The 23,370-nt window shown below is 67.3% G+C and carries 19 protein-coding genes; 10 read left to right on the top strand and 9 right to left on the bottom strand.

All coding sequences use genetic code 11. The features are described 5' to 3' along the window. Positions 1-139: 139 nt before the first annotated feature. On the bottom strand, positions 140-1,372 hold the full coding sequence (locus tag DFR24_RS20560) for an NADH:flavin oxidoreductase/NADH oxidase family protein (protein ID WP_211346638.1): 1,233 nt from the start codon (positions 1,370-1,372) through the stop codon (positions 140-142). Between the two features lie 7 nt (positions 1,373-1,379). After that, the gene (locus DFR24_RS20555) at positions 1,380-3,656 is read right to left on the bottom strand and encodes a molybdopterin-dependent oxidoreductase (RefSeq protein WP_133883322.1); all 2,277 of its coding nucleotides are present in this window, start codon (positions 3,654-3,656) and stop codon (positions 1,380-1,382) included. A gap of 86 nt (positions 3,657-3,742) precedes the next feature. Here DFR24_RS20555 and DFR24_RS20550 point away from each other — a divergent pair, with 86 nt between their 5' ends. Continuing rightward, the gene (locus DFR24_RS20550; protein WP_136249417.1) at positions 3,743-4,384 is read left to right on the top strand and encodes a TetR/AcrR family transcriptional regulator; all 642 of its coding nucleotides are present in this window, start codon (positions 3,743-3,745) and stop codon (positions 4,382-4,384) included. On the opposite strand, the gene DFR24_RS20545 is transcribed toward DFR24_RS20550, so the two are convergent. From DFR24_RS20545 to DFR24_RS20530, 4 genes are all read right to left on the bottom strand, one after another. Then, a complete protein-coding gene (locus DFR24_RS20545; protein WP_133883320.1) occupies positions 4,311-5,075 on the bottom strand; it encodes a crotonase/enoyl-CoA hydratase family protein in 765 nt (254 codons plus the stop codon). The genes DFR24_RS20550 and DFR24_RS20545 overlap by 74 nt on opposite strands. A gap of 110 nt (positions 5,076-5,185) precedes the next feature. Further along, positions 5,186-7,108: a sulfate adenylyltransferase subunit CysN gene (cysN, locus tag DFR24_RS20540; RefSeq protein WP_133883319.1), complete on the bottom strand. Its 1,923-nt coding sequence runs from the start codon at positions 7,106-7,108 to the stop codon at positions 5,186-5,188. After that, on the bottom strand, positions 7,108-8,046 hold the full coding sequence (gene cysD, locus DFR24_RS20535) for a sulfate adenylyltransferase subunit CysD (RefSeq protein WP_133883318.1): 939 nt from the start codon (positions 8,044-8,046) through the stop codon (positions 7,108-7,110). Before cysD ends, cysN begins: the two co-directional genes overlap by 1 nt. A 151-nt stretch (positions 8,047-8,197) precedes the next feature. After that, the gene (locus tag DFR24_RS20530) at positions 8,198-8,857 is read right to left on the bottom strand and encodes a TetR/AcrR family transcriptional regulator (RefSeq protein ID WP_133883317.1); all 660 of its coding nucleotides are present in this window, start codon (positions 8,855-8,857) and stop codon (positions 8,198-8,200) included. Between the two features lie 122 nt (positions 8,858-8,979). Between DFR24_RS20530 and DFR24_RS20525 the strand changes: the two genes are divergently transcribed. Beyond that, the gene (locus DFR24_RS20525) at positions 8,980-10,089 is read left to right on the top strand and encodes an efflux RND transporter periplasmic adaptor subunit (RefSeq protein WP_162851348.1); all 1,110 of its coding nucleotides are present in this window, start codon (positions 8,980-8,982) and stop codon (positions 10,087-10,089) included. A 13-nt stretch (positions 10,090-10,102) separates the two neighbouring features. Continuing rightward, a complete protein-coding gene (locus DFR24_RS20520) occupies positions 10,103-13,225 on the top strand; it encodes an efflux RND transporter permease subunit (protein WP_133883315.1) in 3,123 nt (1,040 codons plus the stop codon). 130 nt (positions 13,226-13,355) lie between these two features. Here DFR24_RS20520 and DFR24_RS20515 read toward each other — a convergent pair whose 3' ends face one another. Further along, positions 13,356-13,961, bottom strand: a complete 606-nt coding sequence (locus DFR24_RS20515) for a uracil-DNA glycosylase family protein (RefSeq protein ID WP_133883314.1) — start codon at positions 13,959-13,961, stop codon at positions 13,356-13,358. Positions 13,962-14,038: 77 nt separating this feature from the next. On the opposite strand from DFR24_RS20515, the gene DFR24_RS20510 reads away from it, so the two are divergent. From DFR24_RS20510 to gorA, 4 genes are all read left to right on the top strand, one after another. Beyond that, positions 14,039-14,917 (top strand): ABC transporter ATP-binding protein, encoded by an 879-nt coding sequence (locus DFR24_RS20510; protein WP_133883313.1) that lies wholly within the window; start codon positions 14,039-14,041, stop codon positions 14,915-14,917. Next, complete coding sequence (locus tag DFR24_RS20505; protein WP_133883312.1) at positions 14,917-15,942, top strand: ABC transporter permease; 1,026 nt, start codon at positions 14,917-14,919, stop codon at positions 15,940-15,942. The genes DFR24_RS20510 and DFR24_RS20505 overlap by 1 nt, the downstream gene beginning before the upstream one ends. Next, complete coding sequence (locus tag DFR24_RS20500; RefSeq protein WP_210772646.1) at positions 15,927-16,982, top strand: aminopeptidase; 1,056 nt, start codon at positions 15,927-15,929, stop codon at positions 16,980-16,982. The genes DFR24_RS20505 and DFR24_RS20500 overlap by 16 nt, the downstream gene beginning before the upstream one ends. A gap of 134 nt (positions 16,983-17,116) precedes the next feature. Further along, positions 17,117-18,475: a glutathione-disulfide reductase gene (gene gorA / locus DFR24_RS20495; protein ID WP_133883311.1), complete on the top strand. Its 1,359-nt coding sequence runs from the start codon at positions 17,117-17,119 to the stop codon at positions 18,473-18,475. A gap of 116 nt (positions 18,476-18,591) precedes the next feature. On the opposite strand, the gene DFR24_RS20490 is transcribed toward gorA, so the two are convergent. Then, complete coding sequence (locus DFR24_RS20490; RefSeq protein WP_133883310.1) at positions 18,592-19,404, bottom strand: DsbC family protein; 813 nt, start codon at positions 19,402-19,404, stop codon at positions 18,592-18,594. Positions 19,405-19,750: 346 nt separating this feature from the next. Next, the gene (xerD, locus tag DFR24_RS20485) at positions 19,751-20,746 is read right to left on the bottom strand and encodes a site-specific tyrosine recombinase XerD (RefSeq protein WP_133883309.1); all 996 of its coding nucleotides are present in this window, start codon (positions 20,744-20,746) and stop codon (positions 19,751-19,753) included. A gap of 43 nt (positions 20,747-20,789) precedes the next feature. Here xerD and DFR24_RS20480 point away from each other — a divergent pair, with 43 nt between their 5' ends. The 3 genes from DFR24_RS20480 (at position 20,790) to DFR24_RS20470 (ending at position 23,336) form a co-directional block, all read left to right on the top strand. After that, complete coding sequence (locus DFR24_RS20480; protein WP_162851347.1) at positions 20,790-21,536, top strand: lysophospholipid acyltransferase family protein; 747 nt, start codon at positions 20,790-20,792, stop codon at positions 21,534-21,536. A gap of 11 nt (positions 21,537-21,547) precedes the next feature. Beyond that, positions 21,548-22,624 (top strand): cell division protein ZapE, encoded by a 1,077-nt coding sequence (gene zapE / locus DFR24_RS20475; protein WP_162851369.1) that lies wholly within the window; start codon positions 21,548-21,550, stop codon positions 22,622-22,624. Between the two features lie 79 nt (positions 22,625-22,703). Then, on the top strand, positions 22,704-23,336 hold the full coding sequence (locus DFR24_RS20470; RefSeq protein WP_133883306.1) for a glutathione S-transferase family protein: 633 nt from the start codon (positions 22,704-22,706) through the stop codon (positions 23,334-23,336). Positions 23,337-23,370: the final 34 nt, after the last annotated feature.

The following is a 23,370-nucleotide window of genomic DNA, read 5'->3' as shown; positions in this document are numbered from 1 at the left end:
GCTCCCGCCGCTTCCCTCGCGATGGGGGGGGCGGGCCGCAACATCGGGGGGGCCATCGTGCGGTATGCCGGCCTGCTGCCGGGCATCGCACTGCAGCATGGCGACGAGCCGCGAACGGCCCCTCGCTGGTGCCGTCGACTCAGGCGCGCAGCCGGCGCGCCTTGAGGATGCCGACGCCCTTGCTGCGCAGATCCAGCACGAAGGACTTCAGCGCGCTCTCATCCGGCACCGGCTCGCGACCGCGGCCCATGCGATGCAACTGGCGCGTGTACCAGGTCACCTCGAGCGATCCGAAGCCATCCAGCAACTTGAACCCGGTGCTCAGCGGCTGCACGCGATGGCGGGTCTCCTGGCCGCGCAGCAGCCGCGCCGGCGCATCCGGCTCGATCGCGAGGATGCGGCCCAGTCCGACCAGATCCAGCGCGTCGGCACGCAGCGGCGCTTCCATGCCGGCCAGGCTGCGAAACCCTCCGGTCACCATCAGCGGCACCTTCACCTGTGCGCGCACCTTCTCGGCGAATTCGAGGAAGTAGGCTTCTCGCGCCGCGCTGGACGCCTTGCGCAGCCCCTGCATCGCCGGCTCCTCGTAGGTGCCGCCGGAAATCTCGATCAGGTCGATGCCGGCCTTGGCCAGCGCCTTGATGACGCCAAGCGATTCGGCTTCGGTGAATCCGCCGCGCTGGAAGTCGGCCGAGTTGAGCTTGATGCCAACCGGAAAATCCTTGCCCACGCGGCGACGCACCTCGCGGTACACCTCGATGACGAAGCGGCGACGCTTGACCGCGGTACCGCCCCAGTCGTCCTCGCGCCGGTTGTGGTGCGGCGACAGGAACTGGCTGATCAGGTATCCGTGCGCGCCGTGCAACTGCACGCCGCCGAAGCCGGCCTCCTTGGCCAGCGCGGCCGTGTTGCCGTAGCGGCGCACGATCTCTTCGATCTCGGTTTGCGTCAGCGCGCGCGGCACCGGGAAGAACGGCGCGAGCTTGGGCCCGAACGGCACCGCGGACGGCGAGACGTTTTCGCGGTTGAGTCCGCGCGGCGCCTGCTTGCCGGGATGATTGATCTGCATCCACAGCGCGCTGCCGCCGGCGGATCCGGCCGCGGCCCATTCGCGCAGGCGCGCCATGTCGCGATCATCCTCGAGCACGACGTTGCCGGGCTCGCCGACCGCACGCCGATCGATCATCACGTTGCCCGTCATCAGCAGGCCCGCACCGGACGTCGCCCAGCGGCGGTACAGCCGCACCAGTTGCGGCGTCACGCGGTTGTCGGCCGAGCCGAGCGCCTCGCTGAGCGCCGACTTGGCGAGGCGGTTCTTCAGCGCGGGGCCCCGCGCGAGCGGCAACGGCTGGTTGATCAGAAGCTCGGACATGGGGCTCTCAGGCAGCAACGGGAACCGGCAGGATCCGGACCGGCACGTACTTGTGGTATGGCGTTCGCGACAGCGGATCGCAGTGCGCAGCGCCCGTCAGCCGGTTGAGCTGCGGACCCGCGGGCGCGCCGTCGCGGTAACGCATGCCATAACCATGGGGCAGCGAGACGGTGCCGCGGCGCAGATCCTCGTCGCGTTCGACGACCACTTCGATCTCGCCGTGCTCCGAACAGCAGCGCGCGCGATCGCCATCACCCAGGCCCAGCCCATCGGCGTCCAGCGGATGGATGCGCATCGCGCCGTGCGGATCGACTTTGCGCCAGGCCGGATCCCGATAGATCTGGTTGGCGTTGTAGCTGCGCCGCTCGCCGGCCGCGAGGATGAACGGGAACTGCGCTCCCACCGGCTTCTCTTCGCGCAGTGCGCGCAGTTCCTCGAGCATCTCGGGTATCGCCAGGTGCACGCGGCGATCCGCATTCGCCACCAGCGACCAGGTGTCCTCGTACTCGTGGCGACTCAGCAAGGTGCCCGATCGTCGCGAGGTGATGGCGTCGAACAGCGCCGCGCCCAAGGTGAGCCGGTTGCCACGATGTCCGGCGCGTAGCACCGCCGCGCGGTGCTGCTGCGCGTAGGCCATCGTCAGCGCCAGGATGGGCGCGGCGGCGGCCGTCCCACCGGGCAGCGTCTGTCCCAAGGTGCGATAGACGATCGACGCCGCATGCGGAATCCATTTGCGATTGCGCGCCAGCGCCGCGCCCAGCGCCGCCAGGAACGGCAGGTAGGCTGCGCGCCGCGGCTGCAGGCGCGCGATCCGTTCGAGCATCGGAAAGCGCGACGGAATCTCGCCCATCTTCTCCAGCAGGCGCGTGTAGATCTCCGGCTCGGGCAGCGACTCGCCGAGCGGCGCAAGCAGCGGGTGGCGCAGGTGGAAGAAGTTCTCCGGGAACTCCAGGTTGAATCCGGTCGCCTCGCATTTCTCGAACTGCGACGCCGCCGGCAACACGTAGTGCGCCAGCCGCGCCGTCTCGGTCAGCGCCACGTCGACGACCACCAGCAGGTCCAGCTTTGCGAATGCGCGCTCGAAGCCGGCGGTGTCGGTCCACGTCAACACCGGATTGGCGCTGTCGACGAACACGGCGCGGATGCGCTTGTCGCCGGCCTTCTCGATCTCGTCGGGCAGGATGTTCGGCGGATAGATGCCGGCGATCGGCTGCACACCGTGGAACGCCGTGCGCTTGAGCGATTTTCCGCGCACGGTCTTGCGCTCGTCGGTGTTGCCCAGGATCGGCAGCAGGAAGCTGTGCAGGTTGTTGCCGCCGCGCCGGCCGAAGTTTCCCGTCAGCAGGTAGAGCAGCTTCTCCAGATAGCCGTTGAGCGTGGTGTGCAGCGTGTGCTGGATGCCCAGGTCGATGCGCACGCAGCCGGCCTTGGCCTGCGCGAATCCGCGCGCGACGCGTTCGACGTCGGCCAGCGGTACGTCGGCGCGTGCCACGTAGTCCTCGATCGGCACCGCGCGCAGCGCCGTCTCCACGGCTTCGAAATCGCGGCAATGCGCGGCCAGGAACGCGCGGTCGACCAGACCTTCACGCACGATGATCGCGAGCATCGCCGCCATCAGGAACGCATCGGTGCCCGGCTTCAGCTGCAGGTGGATGTCGGCCTGCTTGGCCGTCTCCGAACGGCGCGGATCGATCACCACCATCGTGCGTGCGGGGTCGCGCTTGAGGTCGCGCAGCACGTCGCGCGCGTTCGGGATGCCGTGCGCCTGGAACGGATTGCAGCCGATGAACAGCACGTAGTCGGCGTGCTCGACATCCTCGGTCGTGTGGCAGGTCTGGCTGCCGAACAGTCGGCCGTTGACCCAGAAGTCGCCGGTCTTCTCCTGGCCCAGCGAGTTGTAGGCGTAGCGGCTCTTCATGGCTGCCATCAGCTGCCGGCTGTAGGCGCCACCGAGGTGGTTGCCCTGCCCGCCGCCACCGGCAAAGGCGAAGGCATCGCCGCCGTGTTCCGAGCGGATCGCCTTGAGTCGCGTCGCGATGTCGCTCAATGCCTCGTCCCAGCTCACGCGCGCGAACGAGCCGTCGGGCTGACGCTTGAGCGGATGCGTCAGGCGGTCGTGATGGTTCTGGTAATGCTCGAGCCGCGCGGCCTTCTGGCACAGGTAGCCCTTGGAGATCGGGTGCTCCTCGTCGCCGCGCACGCGCCGGAAGTGACCGTCCTCGATCTCCACCGTGAGTCCGCAGTTGCGCGAGCACAGGATGCACGCGGTCTTCTCGGTCGCCATGGCGGATGTCCTCGGGCCGGCAGCTTGGTATGACGGACGTTATTCTATGAACACGAACCCCGCCATTGACCGCGGCACCCACGACCATGCGCTATCCAGCCAGCCACAAGACGACGACACGGGAGCGGATCCTCGACGAGGCGGGCCAGCTGGCGAAGGAGCGCGGCTTCGCGACGACCGGCGTCGACGCATTGATGGCGGCCGCGGGCCTGACCGCCGGCGCGTTCTACGCGCACTTTGCGTCCAAGTCCGAATTGCTGAGCGCGCTGGTCGAGCGAGAGCTGAAGCGATCGCAGCGGATGTTCGCCGTGGATTCGGACGCGGCCCTGGAAGCCGCGATCGGCGCCTACCTGAGCCCGCAGCACGTCGAGCGGCCGCGCAAGGGATGTCCGCTACCGACGCTCAGCTCGGAAGTCGCGCGCGCGGACGACACCGTGCGCAGCACCTATGCGCGCGGCCTGGCCGAGGTCGTGCAGCAACTCGCGCAGCGCGCGGGCAGCGAGGAGAAGGCCTGGCCGATGGTGGCGCAGGCCGTCGGAGCAGTGACCCTGGCCCGGGCGCTGCCGGCGGGCCGCGCCCGCAAGACGCTGCTCGACAGCGTGCGCGATCAGGTGATCGCTGCGCTGCGTCAGCCCGAGGGTGAAACCGCGCCGCCTACTTCCCCTTCCAGACCGGGGCGCGCTTCTCCGCGAAAGCCTTCGCGCCTTCGATCGCATCCGAACTCTTGAAGACGGTGTCGAGAAACGGCTGCTGACGCGCGAACGTCTCGGTCAGCGACCAGTCCTGCGACTGCTGCACGACCTGCTTGCTGGCCTTGACCGCGATCGGGCCATTGGCGGCGATCGTGCGCGCCAGTGCCGTCGCCGCTTCCAGCGTCGTACCCGCGGGCACGACGCGATTGATCAGGCCCAGTTCGTAGGCGCGCTGCGCTGAAATGAATTCACCGGTGATCGCCAGTTCCATCGCCACGCGCCGCGGAATCTGCCGCGGCAGGCGCACCAGACCGCCGGCACCCGCCGCAAGACCGCGCTTGACCTCGGGAATACCGAACTGTGCCGTGTTGGCCGCCACGATGAGATCGCAGGTGATCGCGATCTCGAAGCCGCCCGCGAGCGCGAAACCTTCCACCGCGGCGATCAGCGGCTTGGCCGGCGGCGCCTCGGCGATGCCGGCGAAACCACGGCCCGGCACGATCGGCAGCTCGCCGCTGACGAAGGCCTTGAGGTCCATGCCCGAGCAGAACGTGCCGCCGGCGCCGGTGATGATCGCGGCGTGGATCGCGTCGTTGGCGTCCAGCTCCTTCATCGCTTCGGCGATGCCGACCGCGACCGCGCGGTTCACCGCGTTGCGTGCCGCCGGGCGATTGATCGTGACGGTCATGATGCCGTCGGCAACGGATACCTGTACGTCCTCGCTCATCGCTCTCTCCTGTTTTTCCATGCAGTCGCGGCGCAGACCGTAGCCCGGGTGCAACCCGGGGTTCCGTCCGACTAGATGCAAAAAACCCCGGGTTGCACCCCCGGGCTACGTCAACGATCGAGCAGCCGGCTCACGATCAGGTCTGCGGCCGCTTCGGCGCTCATCGACGTGGTGTCGATGCGGATCTGCGGCGACTCCGGAGCCTCGTACGGCGAATCGATGCCGGTGAAGTTCGGCAGTTCGCCGCTGCGCGCCTTCTTGTAGAGGCCCTTCACGTCGCGCTTCTCCGCGATGGCCAGCGGCGTGTCGATGAAGATCTCGATGAACTCGCCGGCCGGCAGCATCGATCGCACCAGTTCGCGCTCGGCGCGGAACGGCGAGATGAACGCGGTCAGCACGATCAGCCCCGCATCCGTCATCAGCCGGGCGACTTCGCCGATACGGCGGATGTTCTCGATGCGATCCGCCTGCGTGAAGCCCAGGTCCTTGTTCAGGCCGTGACGGATGTTGTCGCCGTCGAGCAGGAACGTGTGCTTGCCCAGGTGCGCGAGCTTCTTCTCGACGAGATTGGCGATCGTCGACTTGCCGGAACCCGACAAGCCGGTGAACCACAGCACCGACGGCTGCTGACCCTTGAGACCCGCGCGGACTTCGCGCGTGACGTCCAGCGCCTGCCAGTGCACGTTCTGCGCACGGCGCAGCGAGAACTGCAGCATGCCGGCCGCGACGGTCGCATTGCTGAACTTGTCGATCAGGATGAAGCCGCCGAGCGCGCGGTTGTCCGCGTAGGGCTCGAACGGAATCGCACGCTCCAACGTCAGCTTGGCGACGCCGATGGCGTTGAGCTCCAGCGTCTTGACCGCCAGATGCTCGAGCGTGTTGACGTTGATCTGGTACTCCGGCGCCTGCAGGCGCGCCGTCACCGTCTGCGTGCCGATCTTGAGCCAGTACGGACGACCCGGCACCAGCGCCTCGTCGTTCATCCAGACGATCGTGGCTTCGAACTGGTCGGCGACCTGGGTCGGTTCCTCGGCCTTGGTGATGACGTCGCCGCGCGAGCAGTCGATCTCGTCGGCGAAGCACAGCGTCACCGACTGCCCCGCGACCGCCTGTGGCAGATCACCATCGAAGGTCACGACGCGGGTCACGGTGCTGGTCTTGCCCGAGGGCAGCACGCGCACCGCGTCACCGGGCTTCACGACGCCGCTGGCGATCAGGCCCGCGAAACCGCGGAAATCGAGATTCGGACGATTGACCCACTGCACCGGCAGCCGGAACGGCTTGGCCTGGTCGGCCATCGTGTCCAGCTCGACGGTTTCCAGGTGCGCCATCAGCGTCGGACCGGTGTACCAGGGCGTGTTCGGCGACGGCGCCGTGATGTTGTCGCCCTTGAAACCCGAGATCGGCATCGGCACGAAGTGCGTGATGCCGATGCTCTTGGCGAACGCGCGGTAGTCGTCGACGATCGCGTCATACCGGGCCTGGTCGTAGCCGATCAGGTCCATCTTGTTGACGGCCAGCACCAGGTTGCGGATGCCGATCAGGTGCGCGAGGTAACCGTGCCGCCGCGTCTGCGTCAGTACGCCCTTGCGCGCATCGATCAGGATCACCGCCAGATCGGCGGTCGACGCGCCGGTGACCATGTTGCGCGTGTACTGCTCGTGTCCCGGGGTGTCGGCGACGATGAACTTGCGCTTCTCGGTGGCGAAGAACCGGTACGCGACATCGATCGTGATGCCCTGCTCGCGCTCGGCGGCCAGGCCATCGACCAGCAGCGCGAAGTCGATCTCCTGACCCTGCGTGCCGACCTTCTTCGAATCCGCTTCCAGCGCGGCGAGCTGGTCCTCGAAGATCATCTTCGAGTCGTACAGCAGGCGGCCGATCAGCGTGGACTTGCCGTCGTCGACGCTGCCGCAGGTGATGAAGCGCAGCAGGCTCTTGTGCTGGTGGCGGACGAGGTAGGCGTCGATGTCCGCCGCGATCAGCGCATCGGTCTGGTACACGCTGTCTTGCGTGGTGGAGGGCGTGCTCATCAGAAATACCCCTCCTGCTTCTTCTTCTCCATGCTCGCGGATCCGGCGTCCTTGTCGATGATGCGGCCCTGCCGCTCCGAGGTCGTCGTCAACAGCATTTCCTGGATCACGGCGGGCAAGGTGGCAGCGGTGCTCTCGACCGCGCCGGTGAGCGGATAGCAGCCCAGCGTGCGGAAGCGGATCGAGCGCGTCACCGGCTTTTCACCGGGCTTCAGGCGGAAACGATCGTCGTCGACCATCAGCAGCAGGCCGTCGCGCTCCACCGTAGGACGTGGCGCCGCCATGTACAGCGGCACGATGGGAATGTTCTCGAGGTGGATGTACTGCCAGATATCCAGCTCTGTCCAGTTCGAGATCGGGAACACGCGGATGCTCTCGCCCTTGGCCTTCTTCGCGTTGTAGAGATTCCACAGTTCGGGACGCTGGCTCTTGCCGTCCCAGCGGTGGCTCGAGGTACGGAACGAGAAGATGCGCTCCTTGGCGCGCGACTTCTCCTCGTCGCGGCGGGCGCCGCCGAAGGCGACGTCGAATCCGTGGAGATCCAGCGCCTGCTTGAGTCCCTCGGTCTTCCACAGGTCGGTATGCAGCGAGCCGTGATCGAACGGATTGATGCCCTTGGCCTTGGCTTCGGGGTTCTGGTAGACCAGCAGCTCCATGCCCGACTCGCGCGCCATCTGGTCGCGCAGCTCGTACATGGCGCGGAATTTCCACGTCGTGTCGACGTGCAGCAGCGGGAACGGCGGCGGCGACGGGTAGAAGGCCTTGCGCGCCAGGTGCAGCATCACCGCGCTGTCCTTGCCCACCGAATACAGCATCACCGGCTTCTCGGACTCCGAGACGACCTCGCGCATGATGTGGATCGACTCGGCCTCGAGTCGTTGCAGGTGCGTGAGCATCGTCGGCGACGAGGACCGTTCGGTCTTCGCGGGTGTGTCCATTAGCGGTCGTAGCCTGTCAGTGAATCGGCGATTTTAGCCCGACATCGGGGCGAATCCGGCCGGCGCAATGATCCCGTCGCCGGTTTCAGGGCACCTCCTCCGGACGGCCGAGTCCCGTCCGGGCCCTCGAAACCGGCCTCGTTCCGCGGTGTCAGCGCCGCACGGGCGGCGCGTAGGCACGCAGGAACAGGTCGATGACCTCCTCGACGTGACGCTGGCGCTCCGCGGAATCCGGCGGGAGCGCGGCGCCGACCAGCGACTTGATGTGGTGTTCCCCCTTCAGCAGCACGAAGAAGTGCGAGGCCGCTCGTCGAAAGTGGGGTATCTGCAGCTCGCCGGCACGGTGAGCGGCCTCGAGGACCTGGGAAAACCGCTCCAGCGTCCGTTCCGGCCCGAACTCCCAGAAGAGGCGCCCGAAGTCCGTCGGTCCTGCCCCCTCGGCCGACATCAGGCGGTACATGCTGATCACGTCGTCACTGTTCACGAGGTCGAGAAATCCCCGGCCGATCAGGCGCAGCCGCTCCCGCAACGGCGAGCGTGCCTGCACATCGAACAGGACTTCCGGCCAGTGCTCGTTGCACTTCGAGCAGACCGTCTCGCGAAACAGTTCCTCCTTGCTGCGGAAGTGGCTGTAGACCGTGAGCTTGGAGACGCCGGCCTCGGCCGCGATGCCCTCCATGCTGGTCCCCGGCAGCCCCTGCGCGGTGAACATCTTCTTGGCCGCCAGCAGGATCGCCGCACGTTTGTCCGGGTCCTTGGGCCGTCCTCGGCCGATGTTCTTGCGACCTGCTGTGGGGGGTGGAGCTGCCATGGGGTGCGCGATTTTTTGCTCCGGCCGGGGGCTTCAACGCCGCGACCGATTAAATGTACTATTCGGTTCAGTATATCGGGACGGTCACCGTAACGGCGGCCACGGGGAGCGTAGGAACCATGATGAAGATCCATCCTTGCGGGTGCTACGCGGCTCTGCTGGTGGCGGGCCTGGTTGCAGGCTGCTCCCGCGACGCAGCCCCCGTCAACGCGGCCCGCCCCGTCGTCGTCGAATCGCCGCAGCCGCTCGGCGGCGCCACCGGCGTGGAGCTGTTCCCGGGTTCGGTCCACGCCCGCACCGAAGCCGACCTGTCGTTCCGCGTCCCGGGCAAGATCGCCGAGCGCAAGGTCGACATGGGCGCACGCGTGGTGCGCGGCACGGTCCTCGCCGTGCTCGATCCAGAGGACGCCCAGCTCAATCTCGACGCCGCGCGCGCCGCCCTCAAGGCCGCCGAAGCCGACGCCTGGCTCGCGCAGGAAGAAGAACGCCGCTACACCGACCTCAAGGCACGCGGCCACGTCGGCCAGTCCGCGGTCGATTCGCGCACCAACACGTCCAAGCTCGCGCAGGCCCGCCTGTCGCAGGCGCGCTCGCAGCTCAACCTGGCGCAGAACCAGTCGAGCTACACCAAGCTCACGGCCGACAGCGCCGGCGTGGTCACGCAGGTCCTGGCCGAACCGGGCAACGTCGTCAACGCCGGGCAACCGGTGGTCCGTTTCGCCGCAGACGGCGAACGCGAAGTGCACATCGACGTGCCCGAAGGCCGCATCGATGCGCTCGCCAAGTCGCCCACGGTCGCGGTGGAGATCTACAGCCAGCCCGGCAAACGCTACGAGGGCCGGATTCGCGAGATCAATCCGCAGGCCGACCCGGCCACGCGCACGCACGACGCCCGCGTCACGATCGTCGATGCCGACGCCGCGGTGCAGCTCGGCGTCACCGCCACCGTGATGACCGCGGATACCGCCGACGGCAAGACCTTCCGGCTTCCGGCAACGGCGCTGGGCAGCGTCGACAAGCATCACGCGACGGTCTGGACCGTCGTTGCCGGCGAGAACGGCGCGAACACCGTGAAGCCGGTGCCGGTGCAGGTGCTGCAGTACCTGGACGGCGTCGTGATCGTGGCAGGCCCGATCACGACGAAGGACCGCCTCGTCACCGCCGGCGTGCACCGCCTGGTCGAGGGCATGGCGGTGCAACCCATCGATCGCGCCGCCAAGGCCGCACTCTGAGGCGACGCCGCTCATGACCCGCATCAACCTGAGCGAGTGGGCGCTGGCGAACCGGTCGCTGGTGACGTATTTCATGGTGCTGCTGGGCGTGCTCGGCGTCTGGGGCTACTTCCATCTCGGGCAATCCGAGGATCCGCCGTTCACGTTCCGCATCATGGTCGTGCGCACGATTTGGCCGGGCGCGACCGCCGACGAGGTCGACCGCCTGGTCACCGACCGCATCGAGGAGAAACTGCAGGAACTCGATTCGCTGGATTTCCTGCGCTCGTATTCGCGACCGGGCGAGTCGCAGGTCTTCGTGCTCTACCGCGAAGACGTGGCCCGCAGCACGATCCCCGACAGCTGGTACCAGACGCGGAAGAAGGTCAACGACATCCGGCATCTGCTGCCGCCCGGCGTGATCGGTCCGTCGTTCAACGACGAGTTCGGAGACACCTTCGGCAACATCTACGCATTGCAGGGCAAGGACTTTAGCTACGAGGAGCTCAAGGACTACGCCGACCGTGTCCGCGATCGCCTGCTGCGCGTGCGCGACGTGGCCAAGGTCGAGTTCATCGGTCTGCAGGAAGAACGCATCTTCGTCGACATGGCGAACACGCGGCGCGCGCAGCTCGGCATTCCGCCTGACCTGATCGCCCGGGTTCTCGCACAGCAGAACGATGTTTCCCCCGCCGGCGACTTCGATACCTCCACCGACAAGATCTACCTGCGCGTCAGCGGCGGCCTGTCGCGCGTCGATCAGCTCAAGCAGCTCCCGATCGAATTCAACGGCCGCACGTTCCGTCTCGGCGATGTCGCCGAGATCTCGCGCGGCTACCAGGACCCTCCCGGTCCGCGCATGCGGTTCAACGGCGAGAATGCGATCGGCATCGCCGTGTCGATGGAAAAGGGCGGCGACATTATCCGGCTGGGCAAGGCGCTGGACGCCGAGTTCGAGACGCTCAACCAGGTCGTGCCGATGGGCATGCAGCTGTCACGCGTGGCCGACCAGCCGCGCGCGGTGACGCGCGCCACCAACGTCTTCGTCCGCGCGCTGGGCGAGGCCGTCATCATCGTGCTGATCGTGTGCTTCGTGTCGCTGGGCACGCGCGTGGGGCTGGTGGTCATGGCCTCGATCCCGCTGGTGCTGGGCATGACGTTCGCGGCCATGCATTACTTCGGCATCGGCCTGCACAAGATTTCGCTGGGCTCGCTGGTGATCGCGCTGGGGTTGCTGGTGGACGACGCGATCATCGCCGTCGAGATGATGGCGGTGAAGCTCGAGCAGGGGTACGACCGCGTCAAGGCCGCGGCCTTCGCCTATACCTCCACGGCTTTTCCGATGCTCAGCGGCACGCTGATCACCGCGGCCGGCTTCCTGCCGATCGCGCTGGCCAAGAGCAGCACCGGCGAGTACACGGTCTCGATCTTCCAGGTGGTCACGCTGGCGCTGCTGCTGTCGTGGATCGCGGCGGTGATCTTCGTGCCACTGCTCGGCTACAAGCTGCTGCCCGAGAAGGGCCTGTCCGACGACGGCAAGGCGCACGACGAGCACGCCGTCTATCACACCAAGTTCTACAACCGTTTCCGCAAGCTCGTGCAGCTCTGCGTGAACCGCCGCTGGAGCACGATCGGCATCACGGTGGGCCTTTTCGTCGGCAGCCTCGTGCTGTTCAGCACGGTGCCGCAGCAGTTCTTCCCGGCGTCGACGCGCCTGGAATTGCTGGTGGATCTGAAGCTGCCGGAAGGCGCCTCGATCGATCAGACCGAGAAGGCCGCGAAGCGGCTCGAGGGCCTGCTCACGGACGTGGACGGCCTGGAGAGTTTCGTTGCGTACATCGGCAGCGGCGCACCGCGCTTCATCCTGCCGCTCGATCAGCAGCTGCCGGCCGCGAGCTTCACGCAGTTCGTGCTCAACACGCGCGACTACAAGGCGCGCGAGGCGATCCGCGCGCATCTGATCGAGATCCTGCCGCAGGAATTCTCGGAGGCGCGCTGGCGCGTCAACCGCCTCGAGAACGGCCCGCCGGTCGGCTACGTGTTGCAGTACCGCGTGTCCGGCCCTGACCGCGATATCGCCACGATCCACGCCGAGAAGATCGCCGCGGCCATGCGCGCGAATCCGTATCCGCGCGGCATCCACCTGGACACGGCGGAGCCCTCGAAGGTCATCCACGTGACGATCGACCAGTCGCGTGCGCGCAGCCTGGGCGTGACCACGTCCAGCGTGTCGCAGCTGCTGGAGACCGCGATCAACGGCGCCACCGTCACGCAGTTCCGCGAGGACAACAAGCTGATCTCGGTGGTCATGCGCGGTCCGCCGCGCGAGCGTGAGCATCTCGAACTGCTGAGCAGCCTCGCGGTGCCGACGGCCAGTGGCGCGAACATCCCGCTCGCGCAGATCGCGCGGCTCGAATACAGCTTCGAGCCCGGCATCCTGTGGCGCCGCAACCGCGCGCCGACGATCACCGTGCGCGCCGACATCTACGACGACATCCAGCCGCCCGAAGTCGTCGCACAGCTCGCACCCGAGATCGCGAAGATCGAAGCGGGCCTGCCGACCGGTTATCGCATCGAGGTCGGCGGCACCGTCGAGGACGCCGCCAAGGGCCAGGGCAGCGTGAACGTCGGCATGCCGCTGTTCCTGCTCGCGGTGTTCACCGTGCTGATGATCCAGCTGCGCAGTTTCTCGCAGAGCATCATGGTGATGCTCACGGCGCCGCTGGGCATCATCGGCGTGGCCAGCTTCCTGCTGCTGTTCGGCCAGCCATTCGGCTTCGTCGCGATGCTCGGCACGATCGCGCTGCTGGGCATGATCATGCGCAACAGCGTGATCCTGATCGACCAGATCCGGCAGGACCTGGAGCACGGGCGCTCGCCGTTCGACGCCGTCGTGGAAGCCACCGTGCGCCGCCTGCGTCCCATCGTGCTGACCGCGCTGGCGGCCGTGCTCGCGATGATTCCGCTGTCGCGCAGCGTGTTCTTCGGCCCGATGGCGGTGGCCATCATGGGCGGCCTGTTCGCGGCGACCGTGCTGACCTTGCTGTTCCTGCCAGCGCTGTACGCGGCCTGGTTCAAGGTGCCGCGCTCGACGTCGAACGGCAATGGCGGTTCCGCGTCCCACCATGCCGTCGCAGTGGAAGGCAGCCTGCCGTAGCCGGACGTGAATTTTGCGAAGAGCAAAGAGCCGGGATTCCCGCTCGATGTGATGTGCCAACCCCGGCCTTCGTCCGGGCTACGGTTTACTCAGCCGTCGTAGCCCCGGTGAAACCCGGGTTGCACCCGGGCTACGCGAGGAGCCTGCGAAGTTCGGCCTGCAGCACTGGCACCACCTCTTCCTCGAACCACGGCCGCTTCCTGAGCCACAGCGTGTTGCGCGGACTCGGATGCGGCAGCGGCAGGAATCCGAGCGCAAGGTGCTGCCGCCAGTTCTGCACCGTCTGCTCCAGCGTCTGTCCTCGCGTGTCCAGGTAGCGCGCCTGCGCGTACTGGCCGATCAACAAGGTCAGCCGCACCTCGGGCAGCAGCGCACGCACGCGGTCGTGCCAGCGCGGCGCGCATTCCGGCCGCGGCGGCAGATCGCCGCCCTTGCCGCGTCCCGGGTAGCAGAAGCCCATCGGCATGATCGCGATGCGCGCGGTGTCGTAGAAGATCTCCTTCTCGAGGTTCATCCACGCGCGCAGCCGCTCGCCGCTGGCGTCGTCCCAGGGCACGCCGCTGGCGTGGACCTTGGTGCCGGGCGCCTGTCCGATGATCAGCAGCTTCGCGCTCGAGCCGAGGCGCACGACTGGGCGGGGCCCGAGCGGCAGGTGCTCGCTGCACAGCGTGCAGGCGCGAATCTCGGTGACGAGCCGCTCGAGCGGTGCATCGGCGGACTTGAGACGGCTCGGCATCGCACGATGGTAATTCCGGCCCGGTGCTTCGCGTGAGCGGGAATGCGAAACTGCCCGGGCTCCCGAATCCTGTCTCCATGCCCGTCCTCCTCGAAGCCCGCGACCTCGTCAAGCACTACCCGAAGGTGAAGGCCGTCGACGGCGTGAGCTTCGACGTCGCGCAGGGGATCTGCTTCGGACTGCTCGGTCCCAACGGCGCCGGGAAGAGCACGACCATCGAAATGCTCGAAGGCCTGAGCAAGCCCACCGGCGGGCAGGTGCTGTTTCGCGGTGCGCCGCTGGGCGCGGACTACCGCGATCACATCGGCATCCAGTTCCAGACCACCGCGCTGCAGGACTTCCTGACCGTGCGCGAGAACCTGAACTTCTTCGGCGCCCTGTACCCCTCGCACCGGTCGATGGACGAGATCATCGAGCGCTGCAACCTGGGGGATTTCCTGGACCGCGACACGCGCAAGCTCTCGGGCGGGCAACGCCAGCGCGCGCTGCTGGGCATCGCGTTGATCAACGACCCCGAACTGCTGTTCCTCGACGAGCCCACCACCGGACTGGACCCGCAGGCGCGGCGCAATTTCTGGGAGCTGATCGGCGACATCAAGCGCGCGGGCAAGACGCTGCTGCTGACGACGCACTACATGGAAGAGGCCTACGCGCTGTGCGACGAGATCGGGATCATGGATCACGGTCACCTGATCGCGCGCGGTACGCCCAAGGCGCTGCTGGCGCAGCACTTCGATGAGAAGGTGCTGGAACTGCCATCGAGCCTGCTCGCGGGACGCGAGTGGAGCTTTCCGGTTCATCACAGCGAAGCCGGCGCCGAGATCCGTACGCGTTCGGTGAATTCTGTGCTGGGCGAACTGCTCGGCGCGGGCGTGGATCTCACGCAGCTGCACCAGCGCCCGCCGTCGCTGGACGACCTGTTCCTGGAACTCACCGGCAAGGACGAACGCTCGTGATGGGATTCTCGTTCCAGCGATTCCGCGCCGCCACCATCGCGCGCAGCATCGAATTCCTGCGCGACCGTTCCGCGCTGGCCTGGAACCTGATGTTCCCGGTGCTGATGGTCGTCGGCTTCGCCGCCATCTTCTCGGGACCGGGGCAGCCGGTGTTCAAGGTCGCCGTCGTCGCGTCGGCGGAACCTTCGCCCGCGATGCATCCCTTTCTGGGAACGCCGCACGTCCAGTTCTACCGCGAGCCCGAACTCGAAGCCGCCAAGCGCAAGGTCGCGCGCCATCGCGTGGACTTGCTGCTGGACTTCAGCGGCGAGAAGCCGCGCTACTGGACCAACCCCGAATCGCCAAAGGGTGAACTCGTCGAGAAGCTGCTGCTCGGCAGCGGCGGCGTCGCACCCGAGAAGCAGCAGGCCACCGGCAAGCCGATCCGCTACGTCGACTGGGCCGTGCCCGGCATCCTCGGCGTGAATCTGATGTTCTCCTGCCTGTGGGGCGTGGGTTACGTGATCGTGCGCTACCGCAAGAGCGGGCATCTGAAGCGCCTCAACGCCACGCCACTGCGCGCGCTGGAATTCGTCTCCGCGCAGATCGTCTCGCGCCTCGCACTGGTGATGACCACGACGACGATGATGTTCGTGGGCTGCAACCTGTTCATGCATTTCCCGATGGAAGGCTCGTACATCGACCTCTTCATCCTGACGCTGATCGGCAGCCTGTCGCTGACCTCGATGGGCCTGCTGGTGGCCGCGCGCGTCGGCAGCGAGGAGATCTCCGGCGGCCTGCTCAACGTCATCAGCTCGCCGATGATGATTCTCTCGGGCGCGTTCTTCTCGCTCGACGGCTCGCCGCGCTGGGTGCAGGCGCTGGCCGAGATCTTCCCGCTGACGCACATGCTCTCCGCCGCCCGCAGCATCATGCTCGACGGCACCCGCCTGATCGATCTGGGCTACCCACTGCTGGTTCTGGTCGGCACCACCGTGGTGTGCATGAGCTTCGGTTCGCTGCTGTTCAAGTGGACGCAGGACTGAGGGCGCTCGTCGTCGCGCTGCTCGGCGCCTCGCTGTGCGGGTGCGCGTCGCTGGGTTACTACGCGCACCTCGCGCGCGGGCAGATGGAGCTGCTCTCCAAGCGCGAACCCATCGAGAAGATCGTCGAGGATCCGCAACGTGATGCCGAGCTGCGCCGCCGCCTCGCGCTGGTGCTCGATGCGCGCCGGTTCGCCGTCGCCAAGCTGGGCCTGCCGGACAACGCCAGCTACACGCTCTACGCGGACCTGGGTCGCCCCTACGTCGTCTGGAACGTGTTCGCGACGCCGGAGTTCTCGCTGCAGCCGATCGAATCCTGTTTCCCGCTGACGGGGTGCCTGGCGTACCGCGGCCACTACCGCAAGGAACTCGCGCAGGAACAGGTCGAGAAGATGAAGGCAAAGGGCTACGACGTGGACATCGGCGGCGTTCCGGCCTACTCCACGCTGGGCTGGTTCGACGATCCGGTGCTGAGCACGATGATGCGCTGGAGCGACGCGGTGCTGGTCGGCACGGTGTTCCACGAACTCGGCCACCAGCGCCTCTACGTCAAGAACGACACGACGTTCAACGAGTCCTACGCGAGCTTCATCGAGCAGCAGGGCCTGCTCGAATACTTCACCGGCGGCCAGGTCGATCCGGCGGAATCGGAGACGCAGCGCGCGCACGAGGCGCAGTTCGTCGCGCTGGTGATTGACGCGCGCCGCAAGCTGGCAGACCTGTACTCGCTGCCCTTGTCGCCCGAGGCCATGCGCACGCAGAAGGCCGGGATCTTCGCGCAACTCAAGCTCGACTACGCGCGGATGCGGGACGCCGAGTGGAACGGCTCGCGCGATTACGAAGGCTGGTTCGCGCGCGATCTCAACAACGCCAGCCTGCTGCCGGTGGGGCTGTACGACGAGTGGGTGCCGGCGTTTCGCACGCTGTTCGAAGAATGCGGGAATGACTGGGCGCGATTCCATGCGGCTGCGAAGGCACTCGGCGAATCGGGCGCGCAGGCGCGGCAAGAGCGTCTGGCGGAGTTGCAAGCCGCGCCCAAGTAGCCCGGGTGCAACCCGGGATTGCGCTCCGTATGCGAGCGACACCCCAGGTTGCACCCGGGCTACGGGTATTCCCGGCTAGGTCACGGGCGCTGTGCGCCTTAAGCTGGCTTCTTTCCCACGCTGGAGTCCGCGCGATGTCCGATGCATTCGACCTGTTCGTGATCGGCGGTGGCTCGGCCGGCGTCCGCGCCGCGCGCTTCGCCGCGAACTTCGGGGCCAAGGTAGCCGTCGCCGAGAGCCGCTATCTCGGCGGCACCTGCGTCAATGTCGGCTGCGTTCCGAAGAAGATGCTGGTCTACGGCGCGCATTTCCACGAGGACTTCGAGCAGGCCGCCGGCTACGGCTGGAGCCTGGGCGAAAAACCGGTGTTCGACTGGTCGACGCTGATCCAGAACAAGAACCGCGAGATCGCGCGGCTCAACGGCATCTACCGCAAGCTGCTCGTGGATGCCGGCGTGAAAGTGCTCGATGGCCATGCGCGCCTGCTCGATGCCAAGACCGTGCAGGTCGGCGCCGAGACGTTCTCCGCCAAGCACATCCTGATCTGCACCGGCGGCTGGCCGCAGATCCCGGAGATCCCCGGCAAGGAGCACGCGATCAGCTCGAACGAGGCCTTCTTCCTCAAGGAATTGCCGCGGCGCGTCATCGTCGTCGGCGGCGGCTACATCGCGGTGGAATTCGCCTCGATCTTCCACGGGCTGGGCGCGAAGACCACGCAGCTCTATCGCGGCGATCTGTTCCTGCGCGAGTTCGACATCGGCGTGCGCGAGCATCTGCGTGACGAACTGCTGCGCAAGAAGCTCGACCTGCGCTTCAACACCGACATCACGGCCATCGAGAAGCGCGCCGACGGCACGCTGGTGGCGAAGCTGAAGGACGGCGGCAGCATCGAGACCGACTGCGTGTTCTTCGCCACCGGCCGGCGTCCGATGCTGGACAACCTCGGCCTCGAGAACACGAAGGTCGAGCTCGACGAGCGCGGCCACGTGAAGGTGAATGCCGAGTTCGAAACCAGCGAGCCGTCGATCCTGGCGCTGGGCGACGTGATTGGCCGCGTGCAGCTCACGCCGGTGGCGCTGGCCGAGGGCATGGCGGTGGCGCGGCGGCTGTTCCGTCCCGCGGAATACCGGCCGCTCGATTACACGATGATCCCGACCGCGGTGTTCAGCCTGCCCAACATCGGCACCGTCGGACTCAGCGAAGACGCCGCGAAGAAAGCCGGTCACAAGGTGAAGATCTTCGAGAGCCGTTTCCGGCCGATGAAACTGACGCTCACCGACGTGCAGGAACGCACGCTGATGAAGCTGGTCGTGGATGCCGACAGCGATCGCGTGCTCGGCGTGCACATGGTCGGTCCCGAAGCCGGCGAGATCGTTCAGGGCCTCGCCGTGGCCCTGAAAGCCGGTGCCACCAAGCGCGTGTTCGACGAGACCATCGGCGTGCATCCGACGGCCGCCGAGGAATTCGTCACGCTGCGCACCGCGACGCGCTGAAGGATCGACGAGACGGCGACGCGTAGCCCGGACGAGGTCCGGGGAAACTCTTCGACGCGCACAACCTCCTGCGAGCAACGATCCCGGACTGCGTCCGGGCTACGTTGCCGGGCGGATCAGCTCGGGCGTGAGGCGTCTTGTCGCGCGAGCGCCTTCAGCAGTTCGTCCGGCGTCTGGTAGCCGGGGATGAGCTGGCCATCCGGCAGGACGATCGCCGGCGTGCCGCGCAGACCGAGCTGGCTCGCCAGCTTCAGATGATCCATCACCGGGTTCTGGCAGCCGGCGTCGCCCTCGTAGCCGCTACCCAGCTTGGCCTGCGTGAGCGCCGCCTTGCGATCCGCCGCGCACCACACCTTCTCGGCCTTGAAGTACGACGGCGTATCGGGACCCGAGCGCGGGAAGAACAGGTAGCGCACCGCGATGCCGTCCGCGTTGTACTCGGCGATGTGCTGATGCAGCTTGCGGCAGTACCCGCAGTCGATGTCGGTGAAGACCGTCACCGTGTACTTCGCCGGGACGCCTTCGGGCGCGTAGACGATCGACTGGTCGTCGGAGAACTGGTTGACCAGTGCCATGCGGGCCGTGCGACGCGTGTCTTCCGTCAGGCTGCGACCGGTCGTCATGTCGTTCAGGTCACCCTCGATCAGGTAACGCCCGTCGAGCGTCACGTAGCCGAAATTCAGGCCGGACTGCACCTCGTAGATGCCCGGCAGCGGCGTGGGACGCACGGCATCCACCGGTGTGCCCTTCAGGCGCGCCGAGACGAGCTGGCGCAGCGCTTCCATGTCGTTCGGATCGGCCGGCTGCACCGACGTGGGCGTGGCGCCCGTGCCCGTCGAGGCGGACGTCTTGGCTCCCTCTTCCAGCGGCGGAGCGCAGCCCGCGAGCGCCATGACGGCGAGGAGCATCGGAATCAGTAGCTTCTGCATGGAAGAGGACCTGTTGATCAGCGGTCATTGTAAGGGGAAGGAAACCCGCTACGGGCTGTGACGCCGTGCACAAGGGGACCATCGGATCGCCTTGTTCGTTCCTTCATCGCCACCCAGAATCCTGCCGTCGACCCAGGCAGCCGCAAACGTCCCGTATCCGGGTCGAGCCGACCGCCCAGGCCTCACCCGGACAGCCCGCATGGCCAAGCGCTCCCTCTTCGTCGTCTGTGGCCGCATGCTGGTGGGGGTATTGCTGATCGTGGTCCTGGCGTACCTGGGCATTCCCAACGCCTGACGCGCGTCCCCCGGCGCCGCATCCGGGTCCTGACTCCACCTGCCCGGCCGCTCACCCGCGCGGATGGTGCCTGGCGTGCAGGTCGCGCAGTCGGGTCCGCGTCACGTGGGTGTAGATCTGCGTCGTCGACAGGTCGCTGTGCCCCAGCAGGGTCTGAACGACGCGCAGGTCGGCGCCGTGCTCGAGCAGATGGGTGGCGAAGGCGTGGCGCAGCGTGTGCGGCGACAGCGCCGTCGTGATCCCGGCCATGCCCGCATAGCGCTTGATGATCTGCCAGAAGTTGTTGCGCGTCATCGCCGCCCCGCGCGCCGTGATGAAGACATCGTCGCTGCGGTGCTTGTCGGCCAGTTCGGGGCGCGCACGGCGCAGGTATTCGCGGATCCAGTCGCAGGCAGGCTCGCCCATCGGCACCACGCGCTCCTTGCCGCCCTTGCCGACCACCTGCACCAAGCCGCGCTCGATCTGCACCTGGTGATGCCGTAGTCCCACCAGTTCGCTGACCCGCAGGCCGCTGGCGTACATCACCTCCAGCATCGCGCGGTCACGCAGACCCAGCGCAGTCCCCAGGTCCGGCGCCTCCAGCAGCTGGTCGACCTGCTTCATCTCCAGGTACTTGGGCAGGGCGCGCGGCAGCTTGGGCGAGTGCATGCGCGCCGTCGGGTCGTCCGGACGGGCGCCGTCGCGGACCAGGAACCGGTAATAGCGCCGCAACGCGGACAGCAGCCGCGCCTGGGAGCCCGCCGAAAAGCGCGGCCCGGCGAGCCGGCCCCGCTTCGGCCCCGTCGCCGCCATGGCCAGCGCATGCGCCCTGCCGCGCGCCACGAGGTAGTCCTTCAGATCGTCCTCGCGCGCTAGAGCCAGCTCGATGCCGCGAGGGGCCAGCCAACGCGCCAGCAGCGACAGGTCCGAGCGATAGCCGTCGATCGTGTTCTTCGACGCCCCGCGCTCGATCCAGAGCGCATCCAGCACGCGGTCGATGCCGGCCAGGTCCTCGGCGGTGGGCTGCGGCGCAAACAGCAGGCCGCCAGTGCTGGGTTCTTCGATCATGTCTTCCATAATAGGCGCTGAAATTCTCGCTCACGCTCCCCTTTTGATCCTCGTTCGCCTGCTCGACCGGCTCTACGGCGCCGTGGCCTCGTTGATATTCGCCGTGGCGATCCTGGGCGTCGTCAGCCCGCTCGTGATCCTCGGTCCGACGCTCCCGATCCGCCGCTGGTTCGGCCGCCACGGGGTTCGCCTGTCGCTGCTGTGCATCGGCGTGCCGCTGCAGGTCAGCGGGCGCGACCGGGTGCCCGCCACGCCGTGCATCGCCGTCGCCAACCACGCCAGCTACATCGACGGCATCGTGCTGACCTCGGCGCTGCCCGCAAATTTCACGTTCGTCGTCCAGGACGGCGCCGCCGAGTGGCCCTACGTCGGCTACGTGCTGCGGCGCATGGGCGTGACGTTCGTGAACCGCAACTCCGCGCGCGAGGGCGCCGCGCAGACGCGTGCGCTGATCCGGCGGGTCGAGGAAGGAGCGTCGCTGGCGATCTTCGCCGAGGGCACCTTCGAACCCGATCCCGGCCTGCTGTCGTTCAAGAAAGGCGCGTTCCTGATCGCCGCGCGCGCCGGCGTCCCGGTGCTGCCGGTCGGGATCCGGGGAACGCGCCGCCTGTACGGTGGCCACAGCCGCCTTCCGCACTGGAGCCGCGTCGACATCGACATCCTCCCGCCGATCCCGGCGTCGCCTGACGCGCTGCAGTTGCGGGACGCCGCCCGGGACGCCGTGCTGCGGGTCTGCGGCGAGCCGGACGTCGCAGCGAGAACCGCCGTGCTGGCCGAGGCCGAGGCATGAGCGAGAGCCCGATGTCGCCGCGCGATCGCTATCTTGCCGACCTGGCCGAGCCCGGCTTCGTGCCGGATGCGGCGCAGGCCGCCGCCGTGGATGCGCTGCAGCGCGTCTACGAAAAGCTGCTCGCCAATCCGCCGAAGAAGCGCTTCCTGGGGCGCCGCCTGCGCTGGCCCGACGTCGACGGCCTGTACCTGTGGGGCGGCGTCGGCCGCGGCAAGACCCACCTGATGGACGCCTTCTTCGAGGCGCTGCCGTTCGAGTACAAGCTGCGCACGCACTTCCATCGCTTCATGCTCGACGTGCACGAGCGCCGCCGGAAATTCCCCGACGAGCAGGACCCGCTGAAGCTGGTCGCGGCGGAACTCGCCGAGAAGGTGCGCGTCGTCTGCTTCGACGAGTTCTACGTCTCCGACATTGCCGACGCGATGATCCTCGGCCGCCTGTTCCAGCACCTGTTCGCGCAGGGCGTGACCCTGGTGGCGACCAGCAACTGCGCGCCCGACGAGCTGTATCGCAACGGCCTGCAGCGCGCGAACTTCCTGCCCGCCATCGAGATGCTCAAGTCCAACGTCGACGTCCTGAACGTGGACGGCGGCGTCGATTACCGCCTGCGTGCGCTGACGCGCGCCGAGCTCTACCACTGGCCGAACGGCGCGCGGGCCGACGAGAAGTTCGAGATCGCGTTCAAGGACATTGCACCCGAACCCGGCCAGCCGAACGTCGAGCTGGAAATCCACGGCCGCAAGCTGAAGGTGCGGCGTCTCGCCGATGGCGTCGCCTGGTTCGATTTCGCCGAGCTGTGCGAAGGCCCGCGCGCCGCCGCCGACTACATCGAGCTGGCGCGCGAACATCACACCATCCTGATCTCGCGCATTCCACAGCTCACCTACGAGCGCGAAGATCCGGCGCGCCGCTTCATCAACCTGGTGGACGAGTTCTACGATCGCGGCGTGAAGCTGCTGCTGGCGGCCGACGTGGCGCCGGAAGATCTCTACACCGGCAACAAGCTGCAGTTCGAATTCCGGCGCACGCGTTCGCGGCTGACCGAAATGCAGACGCAGGAATACTTGGCGACGCCGCACAAACCCTAGGGAGCGCCCTCTTTGGCGGCTGCGCGCCAGGATCGGTAGATTGCGGCGTGCCCGCACGACCACCCACGAGGAGCTGCACATGATCGTCATTCACCACCTGGGCGTATCCCAGTCCGACCGCATCGTGTGGCTGATGGAAGAGCTCGGCCTTCCCTACGAGCTCAAGTGGCATCACCGCATGCCCAATCGCCTCGCTCCGCCCGAACTGCTGGCGCTGCATCCCACCGCGACGGCACCGGTGATCCAGGACGGCGACAAGACGCTGACGGAGTCGGCGGTGATCGTGGAATACCTCTGCCATCGCTACGGCGGCGGCCGCTTCACGGTGAGTCCGGACCAGCCGAACTACACGGACTACCTGTACTGGATGCACTTCAACAACAACATCATGGGACTGTTCTTCGCCAAGCGGGCGCTGGGTGGTCGCACCGAAGGCGACAGCGCGCTGTGGGACACGCTGCTGAACCGGCGCGAGGATCGCAGCTACCACTTCGCCGACCAGCGCCTCGCCAACTCGCCCTACCTCGCCGGCCCGGAGTTCACCTGCGCGGACGTCATGGCCGCGTTCACGTTCACGTCGCTGCCGCTGTTCGGCGGCCGTGCGGTGGATGACCTGCCGAACGTGCGCGCCTACGTCGAGCGACTCAACGCGCGTCCGGCCTATCGCAAGGCGATGGAGATCGCGGGGCCCGGCGCGAAACCGCCGGGCTGAGGACGTCGTAGCGCGGGTGAAACCCGGGAGTCTT

It is taken from the genome of Panacagrimonas perspica (assembly GCF_004364935.1).
Classification (GTDB): Bacteria; Pseudomonadota; Gammaproteobacteria; order Nevskiales; family Nevskiaceae; genus Panacagrimonas; species Panacagrimonas perspica.
This window is presented reverse-complemented; position numbering and strand designations above follow the sequence as displayed.